Source organism: Mesorhizobium sp. dw_380 (assembly GCF_018588885.1).
Taxonomy (GTDB): Bacteria; Pseudomonadota; Alphaproteobacteria; order Rhizobiales; family Rhizobiaceae; genus Mesorhizobium.
On record NZ_JAFFIW010000004.1, the window covers coordinates 205,000 to 227,174 of the forward strand.

The window sequence follows — 22,175 nt, forward strand, 5'->3', positions numbered from 1 at the left end:
TACGCACACGGATCAGCCAAGGGCTGGCTTTTTGAGACCAATGAGCGCCCCTGATCACAAATGATTCGAACTTTTTAGCCGTTCGTTCATAGATGCGTGCTTTCTAATTTACGCTATGGCCTGCAACTGCTTCACCCGAATTTGGCTCATGGCGACCGGCATATGCCGGGGTAGAAGTGCAAACGTTGCCACCATCTTCGCGCTTACCCTGCCGATCGTCGTCGGTGCGGCGGGTTTCGGCGTCGAAACCTCCTACTGGTACTATAACAGCCTGAAGTTGCAGGCCACGGCGGATGCCGCGGCCTATGCCGGCGCACTTGAGCAAATCTCGGGTTCCGACAAGCCGACAGTCATCGCGTCGGCGACCCAGTCGGCGTCGACGAACGGGCTTGGCTCAGGCACGATCGTCGTCAACACGCCTCCCGCGTCCGGGCCGAACACGGCCAAGAAGGCGGTCGAGGTCATCGTCCGCCAGAATCTCGACCGCATATTCACATCGATTTTCACGCAAGGCCAGGTTCCCGAACAGGCGAGGGCCGTGGCGCTCATCACCGATGCCTCGAAGGCCTGCATGCGCGCGCTCGATCCGACCGCCCCGCAGGCTGTTCGGTTTTCCGGCAACACCAGCGTGAAGGTCTCGGGCTGCGTGGTAATGGCCAATTCGATCGCTGCCGATGCGATCACGCTTCAGGGCTCGGCAGCCCTCCAGGTCGATTGCCTGATATCGGCGGGCGGCGTCTCTCTCAGCAACCCTGTCACCACCGTCTGCGCCGCGCCGATCACCCAGGCGTTGCCCGCCGCCGATCCATTTGCCGACCTGCCGGCGCCCGTGGCTGGCAACCCGTGCCAGAATGTCAACGGCAACAAAACGGCTCAAACAATCCAGCCTGGAACCTATTGCGGCGGCATGAACCTCAACGGCAATGTCACGCTTTCGCCCGGCGTTTACGTGCTCCAGGGCAATTTGAAGATCAATGCGGGTGCGGTCATATCGGGTAGCGGAGTCACCATCTACATGGCGGGCAGCAACACCGTCAGCATGAACGGCAACGCCACTGTGACGCTCAGCGCGCCGACCTCGGGTACCTATTCCGGCATGCTGTTCTACGGCGATAGGACAGGCACTGCGGCACAGAGCACGTTCAACGGTACTGCAACGTCGTTGCTGACCGGCGCCATATATTTCCCCAAGCAGCAGGTCAACTATCTGGGCAACTTCTCAGGCGAGAGCGGTTGCACGCAGGTCGTGGCCGACACCATCCAGTGGTCGGGCAATGCCACGATCAACCAGGACTGCTCGAGTCTCGGGATGAAGGACATTCCCGCGGCGCAGTCGGTCGCGATCGTCGAATGAACCCCATGGCTCGTCGATTGATTCAAGCCATTCGCGATGACAGGGGCATCGCCGCGGTGGAGTTCGCATTGGTCCTCCCCATCCTTTGCGTGGTGCTGCTTGGCATTCTGGACGGCTGGTCCTATGTGACCAGCTCGCTGTCGATGCGTGCCGGCGTGAAGACCGCCGCGAATCTCATCATGGAAGGATCGGCCGAGGATACGGTGACCCAAGCGGCTGCCATTGCGAGCTGGGAGAATCGGCCGGCGGACGGCCAGGTCGCACTAAGCCGGATTTACATGTGCGGGACGACCGTGGTCGTCGCTTCGACCTTGTGCAGCGGGCCGAAGGTGCCGTCGATCTATGTTCAGATCCAGGCATCCGCGACCTGGGTGCCGCCTGTCAGCTTCGGCGTCTTTTCCGCGTCCAGCACTATCGGCCACGTGGAGGTGATCCGTGTCCGCTAGGGCATTTCCCGGAATGCGTGGCGTTCTTCCGTCTGGAATTGCGTCGAAACAAAGCTGTGGAGCAAGCGTATTCAGGCGGGATCGGTCAGGTGGGGCCGGGTTGGAATTCGCGCTCATCGCGCCTTTCCTCATCATGTTGTTGTTCGGCATCTTCGCCTTCGGCTGGTCGATGAACGCCGTCTCCAGCGTTCGCTATGCGCTTGAGACGTCGTCACGCTCGCTGCAACTTCAGAACACCTTGACCCAGGCCGACATCCAATCGATCGCGACGCAGAAACTACAGGCCCTGGGTCTGAAGGATGTGAACGTCACGATCACCACCGACCCGGCTAGCGGCGGCTTTCGCATGGCGCACCTGACCGCCACCTATGCCTTCGTCATCGATTTCCCATACTTCAGCAACTTCCCGGTCAATTACGCGACGACCGTTACCGTGCCGCTGGTCGGCAGTTAAGCACTTGGTCGTGGTCGCTTGATCTCGAAAGTGGCTGGCTTTTGACGTGGTCAGTCTCGCTACAGCCTACCCAGGTACGACAGGGCCTCACAAGCGGAGGTATCAATGGTCTCGGCGATTGGAAATCAACATCGGCAGGTACCGGAAACTCAACTGAAACCTGCAAAGCCACAAACCGGCGAAGGATTTGAGCCGGGCAAAAGCGCAGACAGCGTAGGACATCGCGCCAAGGCCATGATTGCCGAAACGGGCGACGCAGATCCCAACGCCCAGGGCAGTGCCGCATCGAAAATCGCTAGGATGGATATCACCGTGTTGTCGGCACCGAGCGAAGAGTCGCCGCCTGCGGACTAGAGGTGATCGAGCGCGGCAGTAGCAAGAGCATCGCTTAGCGCACATACGATCACTACAGTGACTCGAACAATCCTTTAGAGATCGTGTCCACTGGCCGATTCCAGACCAAACAGGATTCGATGTGAATCCCACTGTTTCCGGTAACGGTTGGTTCAACCATTGCTGGTATATTCCCGGAATAGTGGCGTGGCGGCTCCGACCTGAGCGGCGAGCTGGAGCGTCGGAGCCGCCTGCGCAGTCCGGTTGGGATTGACCGCGCTGTCTCAGAATAGGACAGCGCGGTCAATGATCCGTTAAGCTCACTGCAACCTGAAGGTCTTTGAATGGGTTGCACCTAACGCTTTCGAGCGTGGTGCACTGGCTTGGCCCATCACTGCCTCACTGATCGGATTCTCTGGCGCGTGTTCTGGGAGGCCGATCGTGCGGTTTGCCACTCATTCACGATATTAGCGCAGCCTCATATGTGGACATGCCAGGCAGCGAGCACCGGTGCAGACCCAAGCAACGGGGCTGCTTAGATAGCCCGGTCTGCGTACCAAATGTGACACAGGATTTCGCAGGCCGGGCCATGCACCGGACAAAGGTGGGATGGGCCGGGCGCTGAAACATGCGCCCCAAACCGCGCGCCTTCAACACAATGTACGCATTCATACCAAGGGCCGGTCCGACAGGTGTCCGTGGAGCTTTGTCGCGCCCAATTGTTTGCGGCGTTGCACTGTTCCCTCTCTCAGTGCCTCCCTTGTCTGTTGGACTGGGCCCGACGCCGAAAAGGTGGCGGGCATATTAGCGTAAGCTTGACAACTCTGATCGCCGCAAGGCACCTTTGGTGCCGAGGGGAAAAGTGAGGAGCATCCTAAATGAAAAGGACCTATGAAAAACCCGTCCTGACCAAGCGGGGGAGTCTTGCCTCTGTTACGGCGCAAATCGTCGTCGTGTCCGGTCTGTGACCTGAACCGATCTCGACCACAACCGGAAGCCCGCTGGCTCCGACCGGCGGGCTTTCTTATTTTGATGGTGGGAAATCGAGAATCTAAAGATGGCTGGGCGAGTTCCAGCAACGGCGCTCGACAGTCGGTCCCCGCCTTCCAGAATTACCGCAGAACGTCATCGCTGATTTGACGGAAGCGATAACCTACGGCAACGACAGGGAAAATGAGCAGCGCGTCCAGGATGTCCTTCAAGGTAAATGGCATGCCCCTAACGTCAAACTGTAGGCGCCTTACGATTTCAGTACCGGCTCGGCAGAAACGAGAGCACCAGCCCCACGATCAGACCTAGAATGAAGCCGAGCGGACCGGTTATGAAGATACCGAGCAGCGGGCCCTGGTTCGCCTCGGGCGTGAAGATGATTGGCCCGACGAACCCGGCGACGAAGCCGAGGACGCCCAGGATAATCCCCCAGCGGAACATGGTGGCGATCATGCGGAGGTCTTTCCCAGCGGCGTCATCCCCTGCGTCGCCAAAGGCGACAACTCACGCTCATACGCCTCGTGCTGATCTTTGTAGCAGAATTCCACCATGCTCCAGTCAGAGCCGGCAGCAGTTTTCCAGTCGCCAAGGCACTTTACCAGCATGGCCTTCTCGTCGCCATTCTGGCTCCCATTGTGGGTCTGGACAAGGTGGTTGTAGGATTCGATCTGGTTGTTGATGCAGAATTCCTGCATCGAATAATCTCCCGGCCAATTGGCCGGACAGCAGCAGCGCCGGTTGCGACGACTCGATTGCGCATGTCACATCCCTTTGCCGTGCGCCCACTGAGCCAATATCGAATGAGACTGCGCGGTCTCATGGAAGAAGCGACACGGCTAGTCGCTTAGCCTCGCCAAGGTAGCCGGCGTCAAACGCGGCCGCCTATGACTCCAAGAAATGGGAATGTTCGTCGCGTAATCAGTCGAGCCCGCGAAATTTCTGCTTGGAAATTTGGACCTTCCCTCGGAATCACCAACTCCGGGCGATATTGGCCAAAAATTGGACAGTAAGGACGGGAAGGTCGACAAATGGTCGAAATCTCTGGTACGCCCAAGGGGAATCGAACCCCTGTTACCGCCGTGAAAGGGCGGTGTCCTAACCGCTAGACGATGGGCGCGCTCAGACGAAGCGGCTTATACTGGCGTTGTGCGCAACCGGCAACCCGTCAGGCGCCGCCTTGTACAACTTTTTTGCGGGCCATTGGAATTAGGGATTTCAACACGGCCGCACTGCTCGATCATTTGGCGAAGACGCCCTTCGTTTCGTCATTCTAGGGCGGAGCAAGGGGCGAAGCGACGCTGCGCAGATCCTAGAATCCATGCCGCGACCTTCGAACTCCGCAGCGGTGCGGAATTCTGCTCCGCTGCGCTCTTCGACCAGGGTTTCGGCATGGATCCTCGGGTCTCCGCGACGGAGCTTCGCTCCTGCTCCGCCCGTGGATGACGAAGTAAAGGAGGCTTCGGCCAATCTCGAAAGTTTAGAATTGTCCGCCGGAACGATCATGGCTGCTAACATGCACAGCCCTTCAAATCGTGCAGCGCTAGCCGTCGTCGCCACCGCTGCGGCGGCGGCAGCGCCAGTTCCAGTCGCGCTCGGGACCGACATCGACGTGGACCGATTCGGTATGGCAATAAGTGCCGACGCCGCCGCGGCCGGGCATGGTCCTGATGTAGCTTGCCAGCTCCCATTTGGAGACGCCGGGCACTTGGATGTCGGCGGCTGCGCAGTACATGTGCAGCGAATTCTTGGCGCCATTGGCGCGGCGGTTGCGGGCCGGGTCCCGATAGCCCGAGGTCACCACCATCTTGCGGCCGTAGTGGCCTTCGATCGTCTTCAGCACACGCACCAGCGACGGCTTCAGGCAAGCGACGTCGACGCTCTCATTCTGCTTCAGCAGCCCGTTGGGCGCCAGCCGAGCCATGCCGGCGGCGGACGCGACCTGATAGGAGCCGCCCGAGCCTTCGTCCTCGTTGAGGTCGACGTCGCTTTCGTCGTCAAGGCCGGATTTGCGCTTGATCTCGAACAGCGCCGTCTGGCGCACGCCGGGCAGGGCATCGCTGCCGGTGATGTGACCGGCATCGCCGCCGAGCGACGCCAGTTGCACCGGCTTTGCCGTGGAATCGGCCGAGGCCAGCGTGATGATCGGTTTTGCCGCCGGCGCGGGCTTGGCCTGTACGGCCGGCTGTTCGCCTGTCTTCGTATTGACCAGAGGAGCTGGCGTCGCCGAAGCGGGCGTGGCGCCGAACATCGAGGCGAGGAAGCCTCTTTTCTTCGGCGCCTCGGCTGGCGGCGCCTCACTGGCGGTCACATAGACCGGGTTGTTCATCGCCGGCGCGGCAGCCGGTTTTGGCGCCGTCGCGGCGGCATCGGCAGCGGCGATCTTCTGGGCGACCGCGTCGGTCTGCTGCGCCGTCTGGCTTGGTTGCTGCAAGGATTGCGGCGTTTGTGCCGCGATCGTTTCGGCGCCGGCCGGCACCGTGAGCGGAAATGCGGCTCCGGGCTTGGCGATAGGCACATAGGCCACCGTTTCGGGAAGCGCCGTATCGCCTTCGCTCATCACGGTCGTCTGCGTGGTCGTCGTCTGCGACGACGAATCGGCGGTGGCGACCGGCTTGCCGGTAGCGGCCGCATTGATGTCCGAGGCGGAGGCGTTGTAGCCGGGCATTCCGACCGACATTGTCGGGTCGCCGGCCGAGGTGCAGGAGGCCAGGAGCACGGAGCAGAGCGCTGCCACAATGGCGCGGCGTTCTCTCTTTGCGAGGCTCCATCCTGCTGATTTCAAAGTCAAATTCCCCCTCGATGTCCGGTCGGTATGTCCTTGGCGCAGAACCAGGATGCCTGCGTCGAGGTGACCTTTGTCTCCGATCCGGAAACGAGACCTGTGTCAAATCCGCAAGCCTGGAAGTATTTTTGCAGGATTGCCGAATTACGGCCGCTTGAAGGTTGACGACACCATTTCGCCCGCTTTTACCGGGCCGTCAACTCACCAGACATTACAGTCCGTTACACACGCACCTTCACATAGGTGCCGGGGGCATCGCCCAAGGTTTTCATATGCTTGCCGGGTTTGCGGGCAGGCACGCGGGTGTTGTCCTTGGCCTCGATCCAGCTTTGCCAGTGCGGCCACCAGGATCCGGGATGGTCGGTTGCGTTGGCTAACCATTGGTTGAAATCGCCAATCGGCTCGCCGCCGGTCCAGTACTGGTATTTGTTGGATGCGGGCGGATTGACGACGCCGGCGATATGGCCGGACCCCGCCATCACATACTCGACCTTGCCGCCGAAATATTTCGAACCGAGGAAGACGGACAGTGCCGGCGCGATGTGATCTTCCCGGGAGGCGAGGTTGTAGATCGGGATGGTGACATCGCCTAGCGACACCGTGTGGCCCGCGAGTTCCATCGTGCCGCGCGAGAGGTTGTTCTCGAGATAGCAGTTGCGCAGGTAGAAGGAGTGGTTGGCCGCCGCCATGCGGGTCGAATCGGCATTCCAGTAGAGAAGGTCGAAGGGCAGGGGATCCTTGCCGCGCATATAATTGTTGACGACATAGGGCCAGATCAGGTCGCCGGAGCGCAGCATGTTGAAGGCGGTCGCCATCTTGGTGCCGTCGAGATAGCCCTTTTCGTTCATCGACTTTTCCACCGCCGCGACCTGCTCCTCGTCGACGAACACTTTCAGGTCGCCGGCGTAGGTGAAGTCGACCTGCGTGGTGAAGAAGGTCGCCGACTTGATGCGGTCGTCGCCTTCCCCAGCCATCAGCGCCAATGCGGCCGCCAGCAGCGTGCCGCCGACGCAGTAGCCGATCGCGTTGACGTCGCGCTCGCCCGTGGCCTTCTCGATCGTGTCGAGGCCATATTGCAGGCCTTCCCTGATGTAAGCTTCCCAACTCTTGGCGCCGTGGCGCTCGTCAGGATTGATCCAGGAGATGACGAAGACGGTGTGACCCTGCTCGATCGCCCAGCGGATGAAGGATTTCTGCGGGTTGAGGTCGAGTATGTAGAACTTGTTGATCCATGGCGGGCAGATCAGCAGCGGGCGTTTCAGCACCGTCTCGGTCGCCGGATCATACTGGATGATCTCGGCGACGTCGCTGCGGCCGACCACCTTGCCGGGCGTGGTGGCGATGTTCCTGCCGATCTCGAAGGGCGAATAGTCGGCCTGGCGCAGTTTCAGGTCGCCCTTGCCGGCGGCGATGTCCTCGGCCAGCATCTTCATGCCGCGCACCAGGTTCTCGCCGTTGGAGGCGACGGTTTCGCGAAACAGTTCCGGATTGGTCAGGATGAAATTCGACGGCGAGATGGCGTTGGACACCTGCTTGACGTAGAAGCTCGCCTTGTGGCGGGTGTGCTCGTCCAGACCTTCGGCGTGCTCGACCAGTTCGGACGCCCAGCGCGAGGTGACAAGATAGGCCTGCTTGAGGAAATCGAAGAAGGCGTTGCGGCCCCATTCCGGATCCTGGAAGCGCTTGTCGCCGCTCTCCGGCTTGACGGCATCGTCGGTGCCCTCCGCGCTCGGGCTGACGCGCTGGATGGCATTCGCCCACACGGTCATGTAGCCGGCGAACAGCCGCGTCTGCGCTTCGAGCGCGCGCTGCGGGTCGGCAAGCCAGTATTCGCTGAGCTTGGAGAAGGTCTTGACCATGTCGACCACCGGCTCGGCGACATGGTCGCGCACTTCGCCGCGTTCGCGCGGCTCGGCCCAGGCGGATGCCGCCTTGCCGGCCTGCTCGATCATGCGCGCCATATTCAAGGCAAAACGTTCCGGGTCCTTCACCAGATATTGCTCGACGGTCGAAGGCTCGTCATCTTCCGCTTTGCCCGAATCGGGTGTTTTGGACATGGTTCGCGGGGTTCCTCCCGAAGCGTTTTCTTGACATATTAACATGGGACATCCGACAGGGTCCAATCTCGCTCTACCTCGGCTGCCAAGGAAACAATATGACGATTAATATTGGCGAGACTGTTTTTTTTGGTGCCGCACGCTTTTGCCGCATCGGCGCGGCGATCGTCCTCGTGGGGATCGCCGGGTGTTCGAGCACGAACACCAGCGGTCCGGTGCCGATGGCCGAGAATGCGGGCCCGAAGGATACCGGCACCTTTCCGAACCTGAACATCCCGCCGAAAGTGGCGGCGAAGCAGTTCACCGAGGCCGAGAAGAACGCCAAGCTCGCCGAACTCAAGGCCGACGAGAATGCGCAGGGCACCAAAGGCGGCACCCCAAAGGTCACCAATCAGGCGGCGCTGACGGATCTGGCCAAGAAGCATGGGCCGCAGACGCTGAAGCAGATCGAAGGCAAATGCGATCCCGCCCTCGACCCTACCTGCAAATGAGTATATAGCGCGCGCCCAACACCCCTGGATGTCCAGGGCCCTTCGATGTCTGGAACTGCCATGGAAGAATTTCACAAGGTCCGCCGGCTTCCGCCCTACGTTTTCGAGCAGGTCAACCGGCTCAAGGCCAGCGCCCGTTCGCGCGGCGCCGACATCATCGACCTCGGCATGGGCAATCCGGACCTGCCGACGCCCAAGGCCATCGTCGATAAATTGTGCGAAGTGGTGCGCGATCCGCGCACGCACCGCTATTCCTCCTCGCGCGGCATTCCCGGGCTGCGCCGCGCCCAGGCCGCCTATTATCAACGCCGCTTCGGTGTGAAGCTCAACCCCGACACGCAAGTGGTGGCCACGCTTGGCTCGAAGGAAGGCTTCGCCAACATGGCGCAGGCGATCACCGCGCCCGGCGACGTCATCCTGTGCCCGAACCCGACCTATCCGATCCACGCGTTCGGCTTCATCATGTCGGGCGGCGTCATCCGCTCGCTGCAGGTCGAGCCCGACGACGGCTTCATCCCGGCGGTCGAGCGCGGCATCCGCCATTCGATCCCGAAACCGCTGGCGCTGATCCTCAACTATCCGTCGAACCCGACGGCGCTGGTCGCTTCGCTCGATTTCTACAAGGACGTGGTGGCCTTCGCGAAGAAGAACGACATCATCATCCTGTCCGACCTTGCCTATTCGGAGATTTATTTCGACGGCAATCCGCCGCCTTCGGTGCTGCAGGTGCCGGGCGCCATCGATATCTGCGTCGAGTTCACCTCGATGTCGAAGACCTTCTCCATGCCCGGCTGGCGCATGGGCTTCGCGGTCGGCAATGAGCGGCTGATCTCGGCGCTGACCCGGGTGAAGTCCTATCTCGACTACGGCGCGTTCACGCCGATCCAGGTGGCGGCGGCCTATGCGCTGAATGGCGACGGCGCCGATATCGCCGAAGTGCGCGACATCTACCACAAGCGCCGCGACGTGATGGTCGATGCCTTTGGACGCGCCGGCTGGACCATTCCGGCCCCGGCGGCCTCGATGTTCGCTTGGGCGCCGATCCCCGAGCCCTTCCGGCATCTCGGTTCCCTCGAATTCTCCAAGCTGCTCATCGAGCACGCCGACGTGGCGGTGGCGCCGGGTGTCGGCTTTGGCGAACATGGCGACGATTTCGTGCGCGTGGCGCTGGTGGAGAACGAGCACCGAATCCGCCAGGCGGCGCGCAACATCAAGCGCTTCCTGTCGACCAGCGCCAAGCAGCCCAACAATGTGGTGCCGCTTTCCGCCCACCGATAAATACAATTCCGATCTGATTTGAGGGACGTCGCCTTCCATGGCTGAAGCACTGCGTGTTGGAATTGCCGGACTTGGCACGGTCGGCGCGTCGGTGGCGCGGGTGCTGCGCGACAAGGCCGCGGAACTGACCCGGCAATGCGGGCGCGACATCACCGTCTCAGCGGTTTCGGCGCGCGACCGGAAACGCGACCGTGGTGTCGATCTCGGTTCGGCGAAATGGTTCGACGATCCGGTCCAGATGGCGCAGACCGCCGATATCGACGTGTTCGTCGAACTGATCGGCGGTGACGAGGGGCCGGCGCGGTCATCGGTGAAGGCGGCGCTCGAAGCCGGCCGCCATGTCGTCACCGCCAACAAGGCGCTGCTCGCCAAGCATGGCGTGGCGCTTGCCGAGATCGCCGAGAAGAAGGGCGTGCTGCTCAACTACGAGGCGGCCGTGGCGGGCGGCATCCCGGTGATCAAGACGATGCGCGAAGCGATGGCCGGCAACTCGGTCACCCGCGTGTTCGGCATTCTCAACGGCACCTGCAACTATATCCTGACCCGCATGGAGGCCGAGGGCATCTCGTTCGATGCATGCCTGAAGGATGCGCAGCGGCTGGGCTACGCCGAGGCGGATCCGACCTTCGACATCGAAGGCCACGACACCGCGCACAAGCTGTCGATCCTGACCAGTCTTGCCTTCGGCACGAAAATCGCCGCCAACGACATCTATATGGAAGGCATTTCCAACATCTCCCAGGCCGACATCCGCGCGGCAGGCGATCTCGGCTACCGGATCAAGCTGCTCGGCGTCGCCCAGCGCACCGAAAGCGGCATCGAGCAGCGCGTGCATCCGACCATGGTGCCGACGGCCTCCGTCATCGCGCAGGTGCATGGCGTCACCAATGCGGTGGCGATCGAGACCGACATCTTGGGCGAACTGCTGCTTTCAGGCCCTGGCGCCGGCGGCAATGCCACCGCTTCGGCCGTCATCGGCGATGTCGCCGACATCGCCAAGAGCCGGCCTGGCTTCCAGCATGGTCCGGTCTTCGGCCGGCCGGCGAAGGAGCTGAGGCCGTACAAGAAAGCGCAGATGCGCAGCCATGCCGGCGGCTACTTCATCCGGCTGACCGTCCATGATCGCATCGGCGTCTTCGCCGCCATCGCCAAGCGCATGGCCGACAATGATATTTCGCTGGAATCGATCGTCCAGCATGCAGTCAACGGCGAGGCGGCGGCGCAGAAGACGGTGATCCTTGTCACCCATGAGACCACCGAGGCCGCCGTGCGCAAGGCTGTCGACGGCATCACCAAGGACGGGCACCTGACCGACAAGCCCCAGGTCATCCGCATCGAGCGGGCGGGATAATTCCCCGACGAGCCGCCGGGCAGAGGTAGAATCGCGTGGGCCCCAAGGCCTGCGCCGGCAGGTGGGCGATACCGGAACGAATTCGTGTCAACGCCGTTCTCTTGGTCAGCAACCAAGGGAGCCGCTTCATGGCCGACACCAACAAGCCCGACACCCCCCAGATCGACGACGTCCGGAAAGCACTGGAAAAGCAGATCGCCGGGTTGCGCAAGGAGATCAGCAAGATCAACGAGAGCATTGCGGCTCGGGGTGCGGAAATGCTCGACGACGCCAGCGAGCAAGCTTCCGATTTCTACGACACGGCCTCGGTGCGCGCGACGCGAACCGCGCAGCAATTGCGCAGCCAGGCTCAGGCGGTTTCGGACGTCGCCCGCGAAAACCCGGGCACGATGACCGCCGTGGTCGGCGTCATCGGCTTGCTCGGCTTTCTTGCCGGCTTCGTCGTCGGCCAGTCGACGAACGACACGTCGCGGCGCTGGTATTGACGCGCCGGACTGAGCCGGCGTCGCCGGCTCGTTTCCCGTTTCAGGAAATCATTTCAAGGAGGGCACCATGGCTTCATCCGTGCTGATCGGCATCCTGATCACATTCCTCGTTATCATTCTCGTTCTTTATCTGGTGCAGCGCCTGCCGCTCGATGCCAGAATGAGACAACTCGTCCAGATCATCGTCATCATCATCGGCATCGTTTCGCTGCTCAAATATCTCGCGGTTTTCTAAAGCGCGTCGCGTCGACAACGGGCCGACCGAACCGCAATCTTTGTTGAGAATACGGTTCAATCGATTGATATTGCTGGCCTTTCGATAAAACGCCCGGCAGGTCTTGCCGTTGTCATGCTCGTTTGACAAAACAGGCGCGCCTCCGGCGGGAGGTGGCCTATAAACGAGGATTTGCCGAAATGAATGTGGCCCAGAACATCGTCGCCGGCCTTGACCGGATACTCACCATGGAACTGGTGCGCGTCACCGAACGGGCCGCGGTCGCGGCCGCCAGGCTGCGCGGCCGCGGCGACGAGAAGGCTGCCGACCAGGTCGCCGTCGATGCCATGCGCCAGGAGCTCAACCGCCTTGCCATCAAGGGCACTGTGGTGATCGGCGAGGGCGAGCGGGATGAGGCGCCGATGCTCTATATCGGCGAGGAGGTCGGGACCGGCAAAGGTCCGGCGGTCGATATAGCGCTCGATCCGCTCGAAGGCACGACGATCTGCGCCAAGAACCTGCCGAACGCGCTTGCCGTCATCGCGATCGCGGAGAAGGGCAGCCTGCTGTTCGCGCCCGACGTCTATATGGACAAGATCGCCATCGGTCCGGGCTATGCCGAAGACATCATCGACATCGATGCCTCGCCGGCCGAGAACATCGCCAGCCTGGCCCGGGCCAAGGGCGTCGCGGTGTCCGACATCACCACCTGCATTCTCGACCGGCCGCGCCACGCCAGGCTGATCGATGCCGTACGCGCCACGGGTGCCGCGATCCGGCTGATCGGCGATGGCGACGTCGCCGGTGTCATCCACACCACCGATCCCGACGAGACTGGCATCGATCTCTATCTCGGCACTGGCGGCGCGCCGGAAGGGGTGCTCGCCGCGGCCGCACTGCGCTGCACCGGCGGCCAGATGCAGGGCCGGCTGATCCTCGACACGCCGGAAAAGGTCGCACGCGCGGCGAAGATGGGCATTTCCGATCCGAAGCGGGTCTATCGCGCCGAAGACATGGCGCGGGGCGATGTGCTGTTCGCGGCCACCGGCGTCACCGATGGCAACATGCTGGCCGGAGTCAAGTTCGGGCGCACCACCATCACCACGCACACGATCGTGCTGCGCTCGTCATCGCGGACTGTGCGGGAGATCAAGGCCCGGCACCAGGATCTGGACAAGTTCTAGACGCGCTTGCGAAGCCGCACCGCAGTTGCTAGCCATTGGCTGCATCTGAACCTGGCCGCGCAAGGACTGACGATGAATGCGTTCGACTGGCACGCGGATCCAATTTCGCGTGCCACTCCCATTACGAAATCCTATCGCAACACCCAGAATGTGCGCCGCTTTCTAACCCGCGAATGCGGCGATGCGTTCAAGTTCGATAGGCCTTTCATGGCTTGGCTCAAGGACGGTCGGGAAAAGACGATGGGGGACGCAGCCGACGAATGGATCCGGCGCCAGGCTGAAAAGCGGAAAGCGTAGTTTTTCTTGAATTGTCCCGCGACGTCTGCCGCCGTGAAGCTTGGTTTTGCCCGTCTTCGGCCTATTCTGCGGCCAACTATGAGTCGGCAAAGCGCATGATGGGCGAACGGCGCCTCTTTCTCGATGTCAGGCAGTCGGCGACCGGTCTCTCCTGGGAGCACCGGCTGACTGAACGGCAGGACATGATCGCGCTTGCCATCGCGCAAGGCCATGGCGTGCCCGACGTCGTCGCGCGCGTCCTTGCCGGACGCGGCGTTGCCGCCGAGCAGACCGAGCGGTTTCTCGACCCGACGATCCGCGACCTGTTGCCGGATCCGGCCTCGCTGACCGACATGGACAAGGCGGCAGCCCGTATAGCGGCTGCGGTGATAGCCAAGGAAAAGGTGGCGATCTTCGGCGACTACGATGTCGACGGTGCCGCCTCGTCGGCCCTGCTGAAGCGGTTTCTGGCGCATTTCTCGGTACCGTCGGAAATCTACATCCCGGATCGCATCTTCGAGGGGTACGGTCCCAATCCCGATGCCATGCGCGAACTCGTCTCGCGCGGCGCGACGCTGATCGTCACCGTCGATTGCGGCACCAACAGCGCCGTTTCCGTCGATGCGGCCAATGCGGCCGGCGCCGATGTAGTCGTGCTCGACCACCATCAGGTCGGCGGCGCCCTGCCGGCCGCAATTGCCGTGGTCAATCCGAACCGTGACGACGATCTTTCCGGGCAGGGCCATCTCTGTGCCGCCGGCGTGGTCTTCCTCGCCCTGGTGCAGACTGCCAAGGTCCTACGCGGCCTAGGCGACGCCATGCCGCCCGACCTGCTTTCGCTGCTCGATCTCGTGGCGCTTGCCACCGTTTGCGACGTGGTGCCGCTCACCGGCGTCAACCGCGCTTTCGTCATCAAGGGCCTGCAGGTGGCCCGCCAGCAGAAGAATGAAGGGCTTGCGGCATTGGCGCGGGTTTCCCGCATCGGCGAGCCGATCAGCACCTTCCATCTCGCCTATCTGATCGGCCCGCGCATTAATGCCGGCGGCCGCATCGGCGATGCCGCTCTCGGCAGCCGGCTGCTTGCGACAGACGATCCGGTCGAGGCGCGGACCATCGCCGAGACGCTTGACCGGCTGAACCAGGAGCGGCAGCTGATGGAGCAGGAGATGCTGGCCGCGGCGCGTGCGGAAGCCGATGCCGAGCTTGCCGGCGGCAACGGTCCGGCGATCGTCGTCACCGCCAGCAACAATTGGCACCCGGGCATTGTCGGCCTGCTTGCTTCGCGGCTGAAGGATCATGCGCGCCGGCCGGCTTTCGCCATCGCTTTCAACGCCAATGGCACCGGCACCGGCTCGGGCCGCTCGGTGTCGGGCTTCGATTTGGGGAAGCTGGTTCGCGAAGCCGCAATCGCCGGACTGATCGTCAAGGGCGGCGGCCATGGCATGGCGGCCGGCATCACAGTTGAACGCGCCAGGCTCGGCGAGCTCAGGGCGTTCTTCGAGGAACGGGCGGCTGCCGATGTGTTTCGGCTGCAGGATGAGGAGAGCCTGGCAATCGACGGCGCGCTTGCCGCGGAAGGCGCGACGCTCGGCCTGCTCGATGCGCTGGAAAAGGCGGGACCGTTCGGCGCCGGACATGTCGCGCCGGTTTTCGCGCTGCCGCGCCATAGGCTGGCCGACGCCCGGCCGGTCGGCACCAACCATATCCGCTGCGAATTGCAGTCGGAGAGCGGCGGCCGCATCCAGGCGATCGCGTTTCGGGCTATCGACACCGCACTTGGCGAATTCCTGTTCAAGAACCGGGGCAAGACCGTGCACGTCGCCGGCTCGTTGTCGGGCAATCACTGGAACGGCAACCGCACCGTGCAGTTTCGCATGATCGATGCGGCGCGGGCATAGTCGCGCGCGAAGCAACGCGACATCTCCGTCAATGCGGGGATGCAGCGGCGCCTTTCAAACGATGGAAATATTCTACGCGAGAACCGTCTGAAGCCGGGTCAGTTCGCCGATCTGCGCCATCGTCGCCTGGTAGCCGATCTGGATCGCCTCGTCGGCACGGTGGAACTCGGTCAGGCCGATATGGCTGAGCTTGGGCTGCAGCGACATGTCGGGCGGATCGCCGGCAAGCCTGGCGCGCGAGATGCGGTCCTGAATGATGTTGAAGGCCTCGACCATGACGCCGGTTATGCCAAGCCGCGTCTGATGGGATTGATGCTCTGGGTTCAGCTGGCCTGGGCGCGGCGCGTCCTTTTCGATGACCAGCTCGCCGGCGCTGTGTTTTATCACGGCGGCGCGGCCGAACAGGTCGTAGTGGAGGTTGACCGCCACCACGAGCGGCTGCTCATAGGCACGGCAGACCGACACCGGCACCGGATTGACCAGCGCTCCATCGACCAGCACGCGGCCGTTGCAATTCACTGGCTCGAACACGCCAGGCAGTGCGTATGAGGCGCGCATGGCCGTGATCAAGGACCCGCTGGACAGCCAGATCTCGTGGCCGGTGCGGATTTCGGACGTGACCGCGACGAACGGCTTGGCCAGATCCTCGAAACGAATGCCGGCCACATGTTCGCGCAGACGAGCATCCAGCTTCATGCCGCCGAACAGCCCACTGCCGCGCAAATTGAGATCGAGCAGGCCGAAAAGGCGCCGCCTGGTGAGGCTGCGGGCGAACTCTTCCAGCTCATCCAGTTTGCCTGCAAGATAACAGCCGCCGACCAGTGCGCCGATCGAGGTGCCGGCGATCATAGAAACTTCGATGCCGGCTTCATCGAGCGCGCGCAGCACGCCGATATGAGCCCAGCCCCTGGCGCAACCACCGCCGAGCGCCAGCGAAATTCCTGTTTTTCCAGATTTCGTTTCGGACGCGCCGCCGGGGGAGGACACGCCGTTGGCCTCCCTGACATCCGGTCTGTTACGCAATGACGCCCACTCGAGCATCATGATCTCCCTTGTCCCAAAACTAATATACGGGCGGGCCGTATCGAAATGATGAATCTGTGTGGTTGGTGCGAGGCAGAAGGTTCAAGCTGGTGGTTTCCGATAGGTGGTTTCCGCATCGAACAGCGGCTTGCTGCCGTCGTCGGCAAGCGTCCCCTTGCCGTCGATCAGCCCCACCGTCCGATAAAAGCAGGAACGCCGGCCGGTGTGACAAGTTGCGTCGTGGCCCAACACTTTGACGCGCAACCATATGGCGTCCTGGTCACAATCCGTGAGCATCTCGACGACGTGCTGGAGATTGCCCGACGTTTCGCCCTTTTTCCAAAGCGCGTTGCGCGAGCGCGACCAATAATGGGCGATGCCCGTCTCCAGCGTCAGTGCCAAAGCCTGCGCATTCATATGGGCGACCATCAGAAGCATGCCGTCGGCGGCGTCGGTGACAACGACGGTGACCAGGCCATTGGCATCGAAGCGCGGTGAGAACACCGCACCTTCTTCAAGGGCTTTCTTGTCTGACGGAGCTTTAGGAAATTCCAGTACCGACATCGCCGGTCCTTATCTAGCGATGCCGGTGAGGGGGTTAAGCCCCGAGGCCGCGCACCATGGTGACGAAACGAACCTGCTCTTCGGGCGTGTCCTTGAAGACGCCGGTGAAGGTGGAGGTCAGCGTGGTGGAGCCCTGCTTGCGGATGCCGCGCATGGCCATGCACATGTGCTCGGCCTCGATCATGACGGCGACGCCTCGCGGGTTGAGCACATCCTGAATGACGCCGGCGATCTGCGCGGTCAAGGCTTCCTGCGTCTGCAGGCGATGGGCAAAGATATCGACGACGCGCGCGATCTTCGACAGGCCGACGACCTTGCCGTCGGGCAGATAGCCGACATGCGCCTTGCCGATGATAGGCACCATGTGGTGCTCGCAATGCGAATGGAACTGGATGTCCTTGACGATGACCAGATCATCGTAGCCGGCGACTTCCTCGAAGGTGCGGCCGAGTTCATCTGCCGGGCACATGTCGTAGCCGCCGAACATCTCGCGGAAGGCCTTGGCCACGCGCTTGGGCGTATCGATCAGCCCTTCACGGTCAGGATTGTCGCCAGTCCAGCGCAGCAACGTGCGCACGGCGGCCTCGACTTCGGCTTCGCTCGGGCGGTCGGTGACCGGCTTTTCCATATAGGCGGATTGGGGCATGAATTTCTTGATGACGGCATCCATAAAGGCGTCTCCCGTAGTTCCCCTCCAGGGAGGAACGAGTTGAACGGACCACGACCTTTCGGTGTCGGAAACTCGCCCCGTTTCCAGCCCCGTAAGCGGCGTGAACTTCCCGGCCAGGACAGTGGCTCTCGTCGCCTTGTCGATACCGGACTGCCAGCATTATATAAGGTCATGACGAGCGAAAGGAAGACACGGCAGCGGCAATCGCTGTTCGCTTGGCGGCGACGGATTGGAAAATAATGATCAACGACGTCTATAACGCGAAAATTCTCGGCTTCGCCGGAAATATCGCCCGCATCGGCAGGCTCGATCATCCTGACGCGACCGCAAGGGCGCATTCCAAACTGTGTGGCTCGACCGTTACCGTCGACCTCAAGATGGAGGATGGCGTGGTCACGGACTTTGCCCATGACGTGAAGGCCTGCGCGCTCGGCCAGGCGTCGTCCTCGATCATGGCGCAGCATGTCGTCGGCGCTAGCGCCGAAGAATTGCGCTCGGTGCGCGACACCATGCTGAAGATGCTGAAGGAAAATGGGGCGCCGCCGGAGGGACGCTTCGGCGATCTCAGATATTTGGAGCCGGTGCGCGATTACAAGGCACGCCATGCCTCGACCATGCTGACTTTCGACGCCGTGGTGGACGCCATCGGCCAGATCGAGAAGAAGCGGGCCGAAGAAGCCGCCTAGGCCTCGCCAGAAGCGCGTCTGCTTTCGGCAAATTCACTTCTAATCCAGTCGGCGAAGGCCAAGGCCGGCTCCGAGAGATCGCGCAGACTTCTGGCCACCAGCCAGTAGGCGCCTGACGCGACGTCGATGTCGAATGGCTTGATCAGCGCGCCGGATGCGACTTCCCCACCGATCTGCAAGAGATCGCCGAGCGCAACACCATGCCCGAGCAGGGCGGCCTGCTTTGAAAGCGATATGTCTGCCAGCATAGGCCCCCTTGCGGGCACGGCATCTGCCGGCACGCCGGCCGCTTCGAACCAGCGTGCCCAGCCCTGGCGGTTTTCCTCATGCAAAAGCGTGTAATGGGCAAGGTCGATCGGCTTCTCGAGGGCAGGGCCCAAGGCGAGCAGGGCCGGCGACAGAACTGGGGAATCGACTGTCGAGGCAAGCCGCTCAGCCTCGGCGCGGGGCCACGAGATTGCATGCGCGCTGAAGCGCAGGGCAAGCTCGGGTTGATCGCCGCGGAATTCGATCAGCCTGGGGTCGACTTCGAGGGACACGTCAATATCGGGGCGCAATTGGCGAAACCGGTTGAGCCGGGGGACGAGCCAGACGGAGGCGAGCGACGGCTCGACACTGACACGAACCACGGACTGTGCCGGGGCGGCCACGAGTTCGCCCAGCAGCCGATCGATAGCGTCGAAACTTCTGACCAATTGGGCGAGCAATCGCTGGCCCGCATCCGTCAGTTCGACGCGGCGATGGTGACGTTCGAACAAGGGCTGGCGCAGGAAGGTTTCGAGTTCGCGGATTTGGCGGCTGATCGCAGCCTGCGAGACGAAAAGCTCCTCGGCGGCCCGGCTGAAGCTCAAGTGCCGGCCCGCCGCCTCAAAACTCCTCAATGCCGTCAACGGCAGGCGTCCGCGCTTCATTTTCGCATAACCCAAGATTATCCGAAGCGGAAATTATACTCGTTTGAAGGCGAAGGCCAGCGGCGGTCTAATCGCGTCAAAGGAGACATGACCATGATCCAGTTGCTGGACATCTTCGGCGATGTGATTCGGATCGCAACGTTTCAATGGCGTGCCGAAAGGCATCATGCAAAGCGCAGCGAAGAGCCGGCAAGTCCCGAGCGGCGGACGCCTCCGGTTGACAGGCAGCCGTTTCGCCGTTCCCGCCCGTGACATCACGGCGGATAGGGGGCGGGGATTGCGTTCTTCTGCCGAAGCTCACATCTATCGCGTTGAACACGCGATACGGAGAGTGCGGTGGAATCGCATGGGCATGCGCATAGCGCCCGACCGCCAAGGCGCGGCCGCAACTGGCCCGGCCCCTGGCGCAAGACGCCGGGCCGTCTTCTCGGCACGGCGCTCGTGCGCTTCTACCAGCTGACGCTGTCCGGCTTTGTCGGCAATTCCTGCCGGCATTTGCCGACCTGTTCCGAATACGCGCATGAGGCGATCGCCCGTCATGGCCTGTGGGCCGGCGGCTGGATGGGATTCTTCCGCGTGCTGCGCTGCGGGCCGTTCGGCACGCACGGCATCGACCTCGTGCCGGAGGTGCTGGCCGATCGTTACGTCTGGTTCATGCCCTGGAGGTATTGGCGGATCGGCCGCAAGCACGGTCAAGCGCAGGGCTGATTGTGCCGACGCGCCAGGGGTCGCTTTTACGATCCGGTAGGGTTAACGCAAGCCTGCACAAAGACTGCGCATTTGAGACAAAATCGAGACAAGAGACCTCGCTAAGCCGCTCGCGAACACCCCTTCTGGAGCGAGCAGAAAATGCGCAATTTCGACCGTCTTCCTTTTATCCTGGCTGGAGTCCTGTTCCTGCTCGCCTGGCTGCTGGGATTTCCGATGCGCGCGCAATCGGCCCCGCTCGGGGATGTGCAGTGCACGCTGATCGCCGATGCGGCGAGCGGCAAGACGCTTTACCAGGACGGCACATGCGACCAGCGGTTCAGCCCGGCCTCGACGTTCAAGGTACCGCTCTCGCTGATCGGCTATGATGCCGGGATCCTGAGCGACGAGCACACGCCGAGCTGGGATTACAAACCCGAATTCAATGCGGTGAAGCGGGATCGGAAAAGCGTCGATCCGGTGATCTGGGAACGCGATTCGATCCTCTGGTATTCCCGCGAGATCACGCGCCGGCTGGGGGCTGAGAATTTTGCCGGCTATGTCTCGAAATTCGACTATGGCAACAAGGATGTTTCAGGCAATCCGGGCAAGGATGATGGGTTGACCCATTCCTGGGTGAACTCATCACTCAAGATCACGCCTGTCGAGCAGGTCGATTTCCTGCGCAAGCTGCTGGCTCGCAAGCTGCCGGTTTCAGCCAAGGCATATGAGATGACATCAGCCATCATCCCGACATTCCAGACGGGAGGCTGGACCGTCCAAGGCAAGACCGGCAGCACAAGCCTGGCCAACGATGCCGACAAGATCAGGGACAAGCGCTCGCTCGGATGGTTCGTCGGCTGGGCTAAAAAGGACGGCCGGCAGATCGTCTTCGCAAGGCTCGCTGTCGACGGCATGCGCACCGACATGCCCAAGGGTCTCAAGACGCGCGCCGAGTTCCTCAAGGACTTGCCGCTGCTGGTGAAATAGTTTGGTCAGGCGCTCCGGCGCGCACGGATGATGTGGCCGCCGGAATTGCTCGCCTTTCTCTTCGGGGCCCTGGAAAGGCGGGCGGCGATATCGCCGCTCTCGAGATCTTCGATCTCGTCGAAGCCTAGGTCAGTCAGGGATTTCGCCAGCTCGGCGGGAACGAAGAAGCTGATCCACGGCTCCCCGACCGCAGCTACGCGAGCCGCGTGGAAGGCCAGGGTTGCCTGTCCTGCCAGATCGCGGTTCTCAACCGGTTCACTATAGTCGAAGGCAACCTCCGAGCCGGGGATGCCGGCAATCCACGACAGCGTTCCGAAGATCGCATCTTGCGTCAGATAAGGCACGACACCCAGCCAGATGAAGAAGCTTGGCTCGGTTGACCGCAAACCGGCCTGTGCCAGTTCCACGGACAGGCTTTGCCGCTCGAAATTGACCGGCACGAATTTGGTGGCGGGAGGCTCGGCGAGACCAGCATCGGCAATGCACTTGCGTTTCCAGGCCTGCGTGGCCGGGTGGTCGACTTCGAACACGCTCAGATCCGAATATGGGTTGCGTAGCGAAAACGTGTCGAGTCCGGCGCCAAGCACGACGAGTTGCCGGATGCCGCGACGCACCGCCGCCGCCAGCCAATCCTCGGCGATCCGGGCGCGCGCCGCCATGAACAGGCGCATGCGCCGGCTGCGCTCGTCTTCCTGCTCGAGCTCCTGTGCCACGGGCGCAGCTTCGCCCAGAATCGCGATCGCGTAGCGATCGCGAAACAGCCCCGCCTGCGGTGAAAACTGATGGAGTGCCCTTAAGCGCGCGACGCGGAGGGCGGTTCGGCTGGGTATTGCGTCTTCCATATCGACAATTCCAGGCTATTGCGGGAATATTCGCAAGCTTGGGCGACGGGCGTGCGACATCTCTGGCGACATTTCCTGACAGCCAGGCCATTCGGCGCTCTTTACCTGGCCCGGCACTGCCTCTAAAACCCGCCCGCTGCCGTTTGTCCATGAGATTGGCGCATCCGGCTTTACCCCACGACCACCCGCGCTCGTTTGTGGGACTGGAT

Annotated in this window: 26 protein-coding genes and 1 tRNA gene; 17 read left to right on the plus strand and 10 right to left on the minus strand. The window is 62.2% G+C overall.

All coding sequences use genetic code 11. From position 1 onward, the window contains the following. The first annotated feature begins 115 nt into the window (after window positions 1-115). From JT360_RS05835 to JT360_RS05855, 5 genes are all read left to right on the plus strand, one after another. On the plus strand, window positions 116-1,354 hold the full coding sequence (locus JT360_RS05835; protein ID WP_214470660.1) for a TadE/TadG family type IV pilus assembly protein: 1,239 nt from the start codon (window positions 116-118) through the stop codon (window positions 1,352-1,354). After that, window positions 1,351-1,800, plus strand: a complete 450-nt coding sequence (locus JT360_RS05840; protein WP_250888634.1) for a TadE/TadG family type IV pilus assembly protein — start codon at window positions 1,351-1,353, stop codon at window positions 1,798-1,800. Before JT360_RS05835 ends, JT360_RS05840 begins: the two co-directional genes overlap by 4 nt. 100 nt (window positions 1,801-1,900) lie before the next feature. Beyond that, window positions 1,901-2,254, plus strand: a complete 354-nt coding sequence (locus JT360_RS05845; RefSeq protein WP_250888635.1) for a TadE family protein — start codon at window positions 1,901-1,903, stop codon at window positions 2,252-2,254. Between the two features lie 105 nt (window positions 2,255-2,359). After that, complete coding sequence (locus JT360_RS05850; RefSeq protein ID WP_214470662.1) at window positions 2,360-2,608, plus strand: hypothetical protein; 249 nt, start codon at window positions 2,360-2,362, stop codon at window positions 2,606-2,608. 857 nt (window positions 2,609-3,465) lie between these two features. After that, window positions 3,466-3,555, plus strand: coding sequence for a lasso RiPP family leader peptide-containing protein (locus JT360_RS05855; RefSeq protein ID WP_214470663.1), 90 nt, complete (start codon window positions 3,466-3,468; stop codon window positions 3,553-3,555). Between the two features lie 280 nt (window positions 3,556-3,835). Here the strand turns inward: JT360_RS05855 and JT360_RS05860 are convergent, their stop codons facing one another. From JT360_RS05860 to phaC, 5 genes are all read right to left on the minus strand, one after another. After that, window positions 3,836-4,030, minus strand: coding sequence for a hypothetical protein (locus JT360_RS05860; protein ID WP_214470664.1), 195 nt, complete (start codon window positions 4,028-4,030; stop codon window positions 3,836-3,838). Continuing rightward, entirely contained in the window at window positions 4,027-4,272 is a 246-nt protein-coding gene (locus JT360_RS05865) for a hypothetical protein (protein WP_214470665.1), read from the minus strand. Before JT360_RS05865 ends, JT360_RS05860 begins: the two co-directional genes overlap by 4 nt. A 347-nt stretch (window positions 4,273-4,619) precedes the next feature. Continuing rightward, a tRNA-Glu gene (locus JT360_RS05870) sits at window positions 4,620-4,694 on the minus strand. 423 nt (window positions 4,695-5,117) lie between these two features. Beyond that, window positions 5,118-6,365: a D-Ala-D-Ala carboxypeptidase family metallohydrolase gene (locus JT360_RS05875; RefSeq protein ID WP_214470666.1), complete on the minus strand. Its 1,248-nt coding sequence runs from the start codon at window positions 6,363-6,365 to the stop codon at window positions 5,118-5,120. A 215-nt stretch (window positions 6,366-6,580) separates the two neighbouring features. Beyond that, a complete protein-coding gene (phaC, locus tag JT360_RS05880; RefSeq protein ID WP_214470667.1) occupies window positions 6,581-8,416 on the minus strand; it encodes a class I poly(R)-hydroxyalkanoic acid synthase in 1,836 nt (611 codons plus the stop codon). A 98-nt stretch (window positions 8,417-8,514) separates the two neighbouring features. Here phaC and JT360_RS05885 point away from each other — a divergent pair, with 98 nt between their 5' ends. The 8 genes from JT360_RS05885 to recJ all read left to right on the plus strand — a co-directional run bounded on the left by JT360_RS05885 (window position 8,515) and on the right by recJ (window position 15,593). Next, complete coding sequence (locus JT360_RS05885) at window positions 8,515-8,907, plus strand: hypothetical protein (RefSeq protein WP_214470668.1); 393 nt, start codon at window positions 8,515-8,517, stop codon at window positions 8,905-8,907. A gap of 60 nt (window positions 8,908-8,967) precedes the next feature. Beyond that, the gene (locus tag JT360_RS05890; RefSeq protein ID WP_214470669.1) at window positions 8,968-10,185 is read left to right on the plus strand and encodes an LL-diaminopimelate aminotransferase; all 1,218 of its coding nucleotides are present in this window, start codon (window positions 8,968-8,970) and stop codon (window positions 10,183-10,185) included. 37 nt (window positions 10,186-10,222) lie between these two features. Continuing rightward, on the plus strand, window positions 10,223-11,536 hold the full coding sequence (locus JT360_RS05895; protein ID WP_214470670.1) for a homoserine dehydrogenase: 1,314 nt from the start codon (window positions 10,223-10,225) through the stop codon (window positions 11,534-11,536). Window positions 11,537-11,664: 128 nt separating this feature from the next. Continuing rightward, window positions 11,665-12,021, plus strand: coding sequence for a hypothetical protein (locus JT360_RS05900; protein ID WP_214470671.1), 357 nt, complete (start codon window positions 11,665-11,667; stop codon window positions 12,019-12,021). A 67-nt stretch (window positions 12,022-12,088) separates the two neighbouring features. Continuing rightward, on the plus strand, window positions 12,089-12,256 hold the full coding sequence (locus tag JT360_RS05905) for a Thivi_2564 family membrane protein (protein WP_214470672.1): 168 nt from the start codon (window positions 12,089-12,091) through the stop codon (window positions 12,254-12,256). Window positions 12,257-12,435: 179 nt separating this feature from the next. Further along, a complete protein-coding gene (glpX, locus tag JT360_RS05910; protein WP_214470673.1) occupies window positions 12,436-13,419 on the plus strand; it encodes a class II fructose-bisphosphatase in 984 nt (327 codons plus the stop codon). Between the two features lie 72 nt (window positions 13,420-13,491). Then, on the plus strand, window positions 13,492-13,716 hold the full coding sequence (locus JT360_RS05915) for a DUF6434 domain-containing protein (protein ID WP_214470674.1): 225 nt from the start codon (window positions 13,492-13,494) through the stop codon (window positions 13,714-13,716). Between the two features lie 95 nt (window positions 13,717-13,811). Beyond that, entirely contained in the window at window positions 13,812-15,593 is a 1,782-nt protein-coding gene (gene recJ / locus JT360_RS05920) for a single-stranded-DNA-specific exonuclease RecJ (protein ID WP_214470675.1), read from the plus strand. Between the two features lie 72 nt (window positions 15,594-15,665). Here recJ and JT360_RS05925 read toward each other — a convergent pair whose 3' ends face one another. The 3 genes from JT360_RS05925 to folE all read right to left on the minus strand — a co-directional run bounded on the left by JT360_RS05925 (window position 15,666) and on the right by folE (window position 17,850). Beyond that, window positions 15,666-16,634: a patatin family protein gene (locus tag JT360_RS05925; RefSeq protein WP_214470748.1), complete on the minus strand. Its 969-nt coding sequence runs from the start codon at window positions 16,632-16,634 to the stop codon at window positions 15,666-15,668. A gap of 84 nt (window positions 16,635-16,718) precedes the next feature. After that, window positions 16,719-17,180: a phosphoribosyl-AMP cyclohydrolase gene (gene hisI / locus JT360_RS05930; protein ID WP_214470676.1), complete on the minus strand. Its 462-nt coding sequence runs from the start codon at window positions 17,178-17,180 to the stop codon at window positions 16,719-16,721. 34 nt (window positions 17,181-17,214) lie between these two features. Beyond that, window positions 17,215-17,850: a GTP cyclohydrolase I FolE gene (folE, locus tag JT360_RS05935; protein ID WP_214470677.1), complete on the minus strand. Its 636-nt coding sequence runs from the start codon at window positions 17,848-17,850 to the stop codon at window positions 17,215-17,217. A gap of 239 nt (window positions 17,851-18,089) precedes the next feature. On the opposite strand from folE, the gene JT360_RS05940 reads away from it, so the two are divergent. Then, a complete protein-coding gene (locus JT360_RS05940) occupies window positions 18,090-18,536 on the plus strand; it encodes an iron-sulfur cluster assembly scaffold protein (protein ID WP_214470678.1) in 447 nt (148 codons plus the stop codon). Here the strand turns inward: JT360_RS05940 and JT360_RS05945 are convergent. Beyond that, a complete protein-coding gene (locus tag JT360_RS05945) occupies window positions 18,533-19,447 on the minus strand; it encodes a LysR substrate-binding domain-containing protein (RefSeq protein ID WP_214470679.1) in 915 nt (304 codons plus the stop codon). The two genes, JT360_RS05940 and JT360_RS05945, sit on opposite strands and share 4 nt — an antisense overlap. A gap of 93 nt (window positions 19,448-19,540) precedes the next feature. Here JT360_RS05945 and JT360_RS33465 point away from each other — a divergent pair, with 93 nt between their 5' ends. The 3 genes from JT360_RS33465 (at window position 19,541) to blaOXA (ending at window position 21,124) form a co-directional block, all read left to right on the plus strand. Next, window positions 19,541-19,699 (plus strand): hypothetical protein, encoded by a 159-nt coding sequence (locus tag JT360_RS33465; RefSeq protein ID WP_250888636.1) that lies wholly within the window; start codon window positions 19,541-19,543, stop codon window positions 19,697-19,699. An 84-nt stretch (window positions 19,700-19,783) separates the two neighbouring features. Then, window positions 19,784-20,155, plus strand: a complete 372-nt coding sequence (gene yidD, locus JT360_RS05950; protein ID WP_214470680.1) for a membrane protein insertion efficiency factor YidD — start codon at window positions 19,784-19,786, stop codon at window positions 20,153-20,155. Window positions 20,156-20,296: 141 nt separating this feature from the next. After that, a complete protein-coding gene (gene blaOXA / locus JT360_RS05955) occupies window positions 20,297-21,124 on the plus strand; it encodes a class D beta-lactamase (protein WP_214470681.1) in 828 nt (275 codons plus the stop codon). Between the two features lie 5 nt (window positions 21,125-21,129). Here the strand turns inward: blaOXA and JT360_RS05960 are convergent, their stop codons facing one another. Next, complete coding sequence (locus JT360_RS05960; RefSeq protein ID WP_214470682.1) at window positions 21,130-21,966, minus strand: SAM-dependent methyltransferase; 837 nt, start codon at window positions 21,964-21,966, stop codon at window positions 21,130-21,132. Between the last annotated feature and the right edge of the window lie 209 nt (window positions 21,967-22,175).

Coding starts and splice junctions, on each gene's coding strand:
- JT360_RS05940 (WP_214470678.1), top strand. CDS start 18,090: ATGATCAACGACGTCTATAACGCGAAAATTCTCGGCTTCGCCGGAAAT.
- JT360_RS05835 (WP_214470660.1), top strand. CDS start 116: ATGGCCTGCAACTGCTTCACCCGAATTTGGCTCATGGCGACCGGCATA.
- JT360_RS33465 (WP_250888636.1), top strand. CDS start 19,541: ATGATCCAGTTGCTGGACATCTTCGGCGATGTGATTCGGATCGCAACG.
- JT360_RS05960 (WP_214470682.1), bottom strand. CDS start 21,966: ATGGAAGACGCAATACCCAGCCGAACCGCCCTCCGCGTCGCGCGCTTA.
- JT360_RS05860 (WP_214470664.1), bottom strand. CDS start 4,030: ATGATCGCCACCATGTTCCGCTGGGGGATTATCCTGGGCGTCCTCGGC.
- JT360_RS05865 (WP_214470665.1), bottom strand. CDS start 4,272: ATGCAGGAATTCTGCATCAACAACCAGATCGAATCCTACAACCACCTT.
- hisI (WP_214470676.1), bottom strand. CDS start 17,180: ATGTCGGTACTGGAATTTCCTAAAGCTCCGTCAGACAAGAAAGCCCTT.
- JT360_RS05850 (WP_214470662.1), top strand. CDS start 2,360: ATGGTCTCGGCGATTGGAAATCAACATCGGCAGGTACCGGAAACTCAA.
- JT360_RS05895 (WP_214470670.1), top strand. CDS start 10,223: ATGGCTGAAGCACTGCGTGTTGGAATTGCCGGACTTGGCACGGTCGGC.
- JT360_RS05945 (WP_214470679.1), bottom strand. CDS start 19,447: ATGAAGCGCGGACGCCTGCCGTTGACGGCATTGAGGAGTTTTGAGGCG.
- recJ (WP_214470675.1), top strand. CDS start 13,812: ATGATGGGCGAACGGCGCCTCTTTCTCGATGTCAGGCAGTCGGCGACC.
- glpX (WP_214470673.1), top strand. CDS start 12,436: ATGAATGTGGCCCAGAACATCGTCGCCGGCCTTGACCGGATACTCACC.
- folE (WP_214470677.1), bottom strand. CDS start 17,850: ATGGATGCCGTCATCAAGAAATTCATGCCCCAATCCGCCTATATGGAA.
- phaC (WP_214470667.1), bottom strand. CDS start 8,416: ATGTCCAAAACACCCGATTCGGGCAAAGCGGAAGATGACGAGCCTTCG.
- blaOXA (WP_214470681.1), top strand. CDS start 20,297: ATGCGCAATTTCGACCGTCTTCCTTTTATCCTGGCTGGAGTCCTGTTC.
- JT360_RS05890 (WP_214470669.1), top strand. CDS start 8,968: ATGGAAGAATTTCACAAGGTCCGCCGGCTTCCGCCCTACGTTTTCGAG.
- JT360_RS05905 (WP_214470672.1), top strand. CDS start 12,089: ATGGCTTCATCCGTGCTGATCGGCATCCTGATCACATTCCTCGTTATC.
- JT360_RS05885 (WP_214470668.1), top strand. CDS start 8,515: ATGACGATTAATATTGGCGAGACTGTTTTTTTTGGTGCCGCACGCTTT.
- JT360_RS05915 (WP_214470674.1), top strand. CDS start 13,492: ATGAATGCGTTCGACTGGCACGCGGATCCAATTTCGCGTGCCACTCCC.
- JT360_RS05925 (WP_214470748.1), bottom strand. CDS start 16,634: ATGCTCGAGTGGGCGTCATTGCGTAACAGACCGGATGTCAGGGAGGCC.
- JT360_RS05900 (WP_214470671.1), top strand. CDS start 11,665: ATGGCCGACACCAACAAGCCCGACACCCCCCAGATCGACGACGTCCGG.
- JT360_RS05840 (WP_250888634.1), top strand. CDS start 1,351: ATGAACCCCATGGCTCGTCGATTGATTCAAGCCATTCGCGATGACAGG.
- JT360_RS05855 (WP_214470663.1), top strand. CDS start 3,466: ATGAAAAGGACCTATGAAAAACCCGTCCTGACCAAGCGGGGGAGTCTT.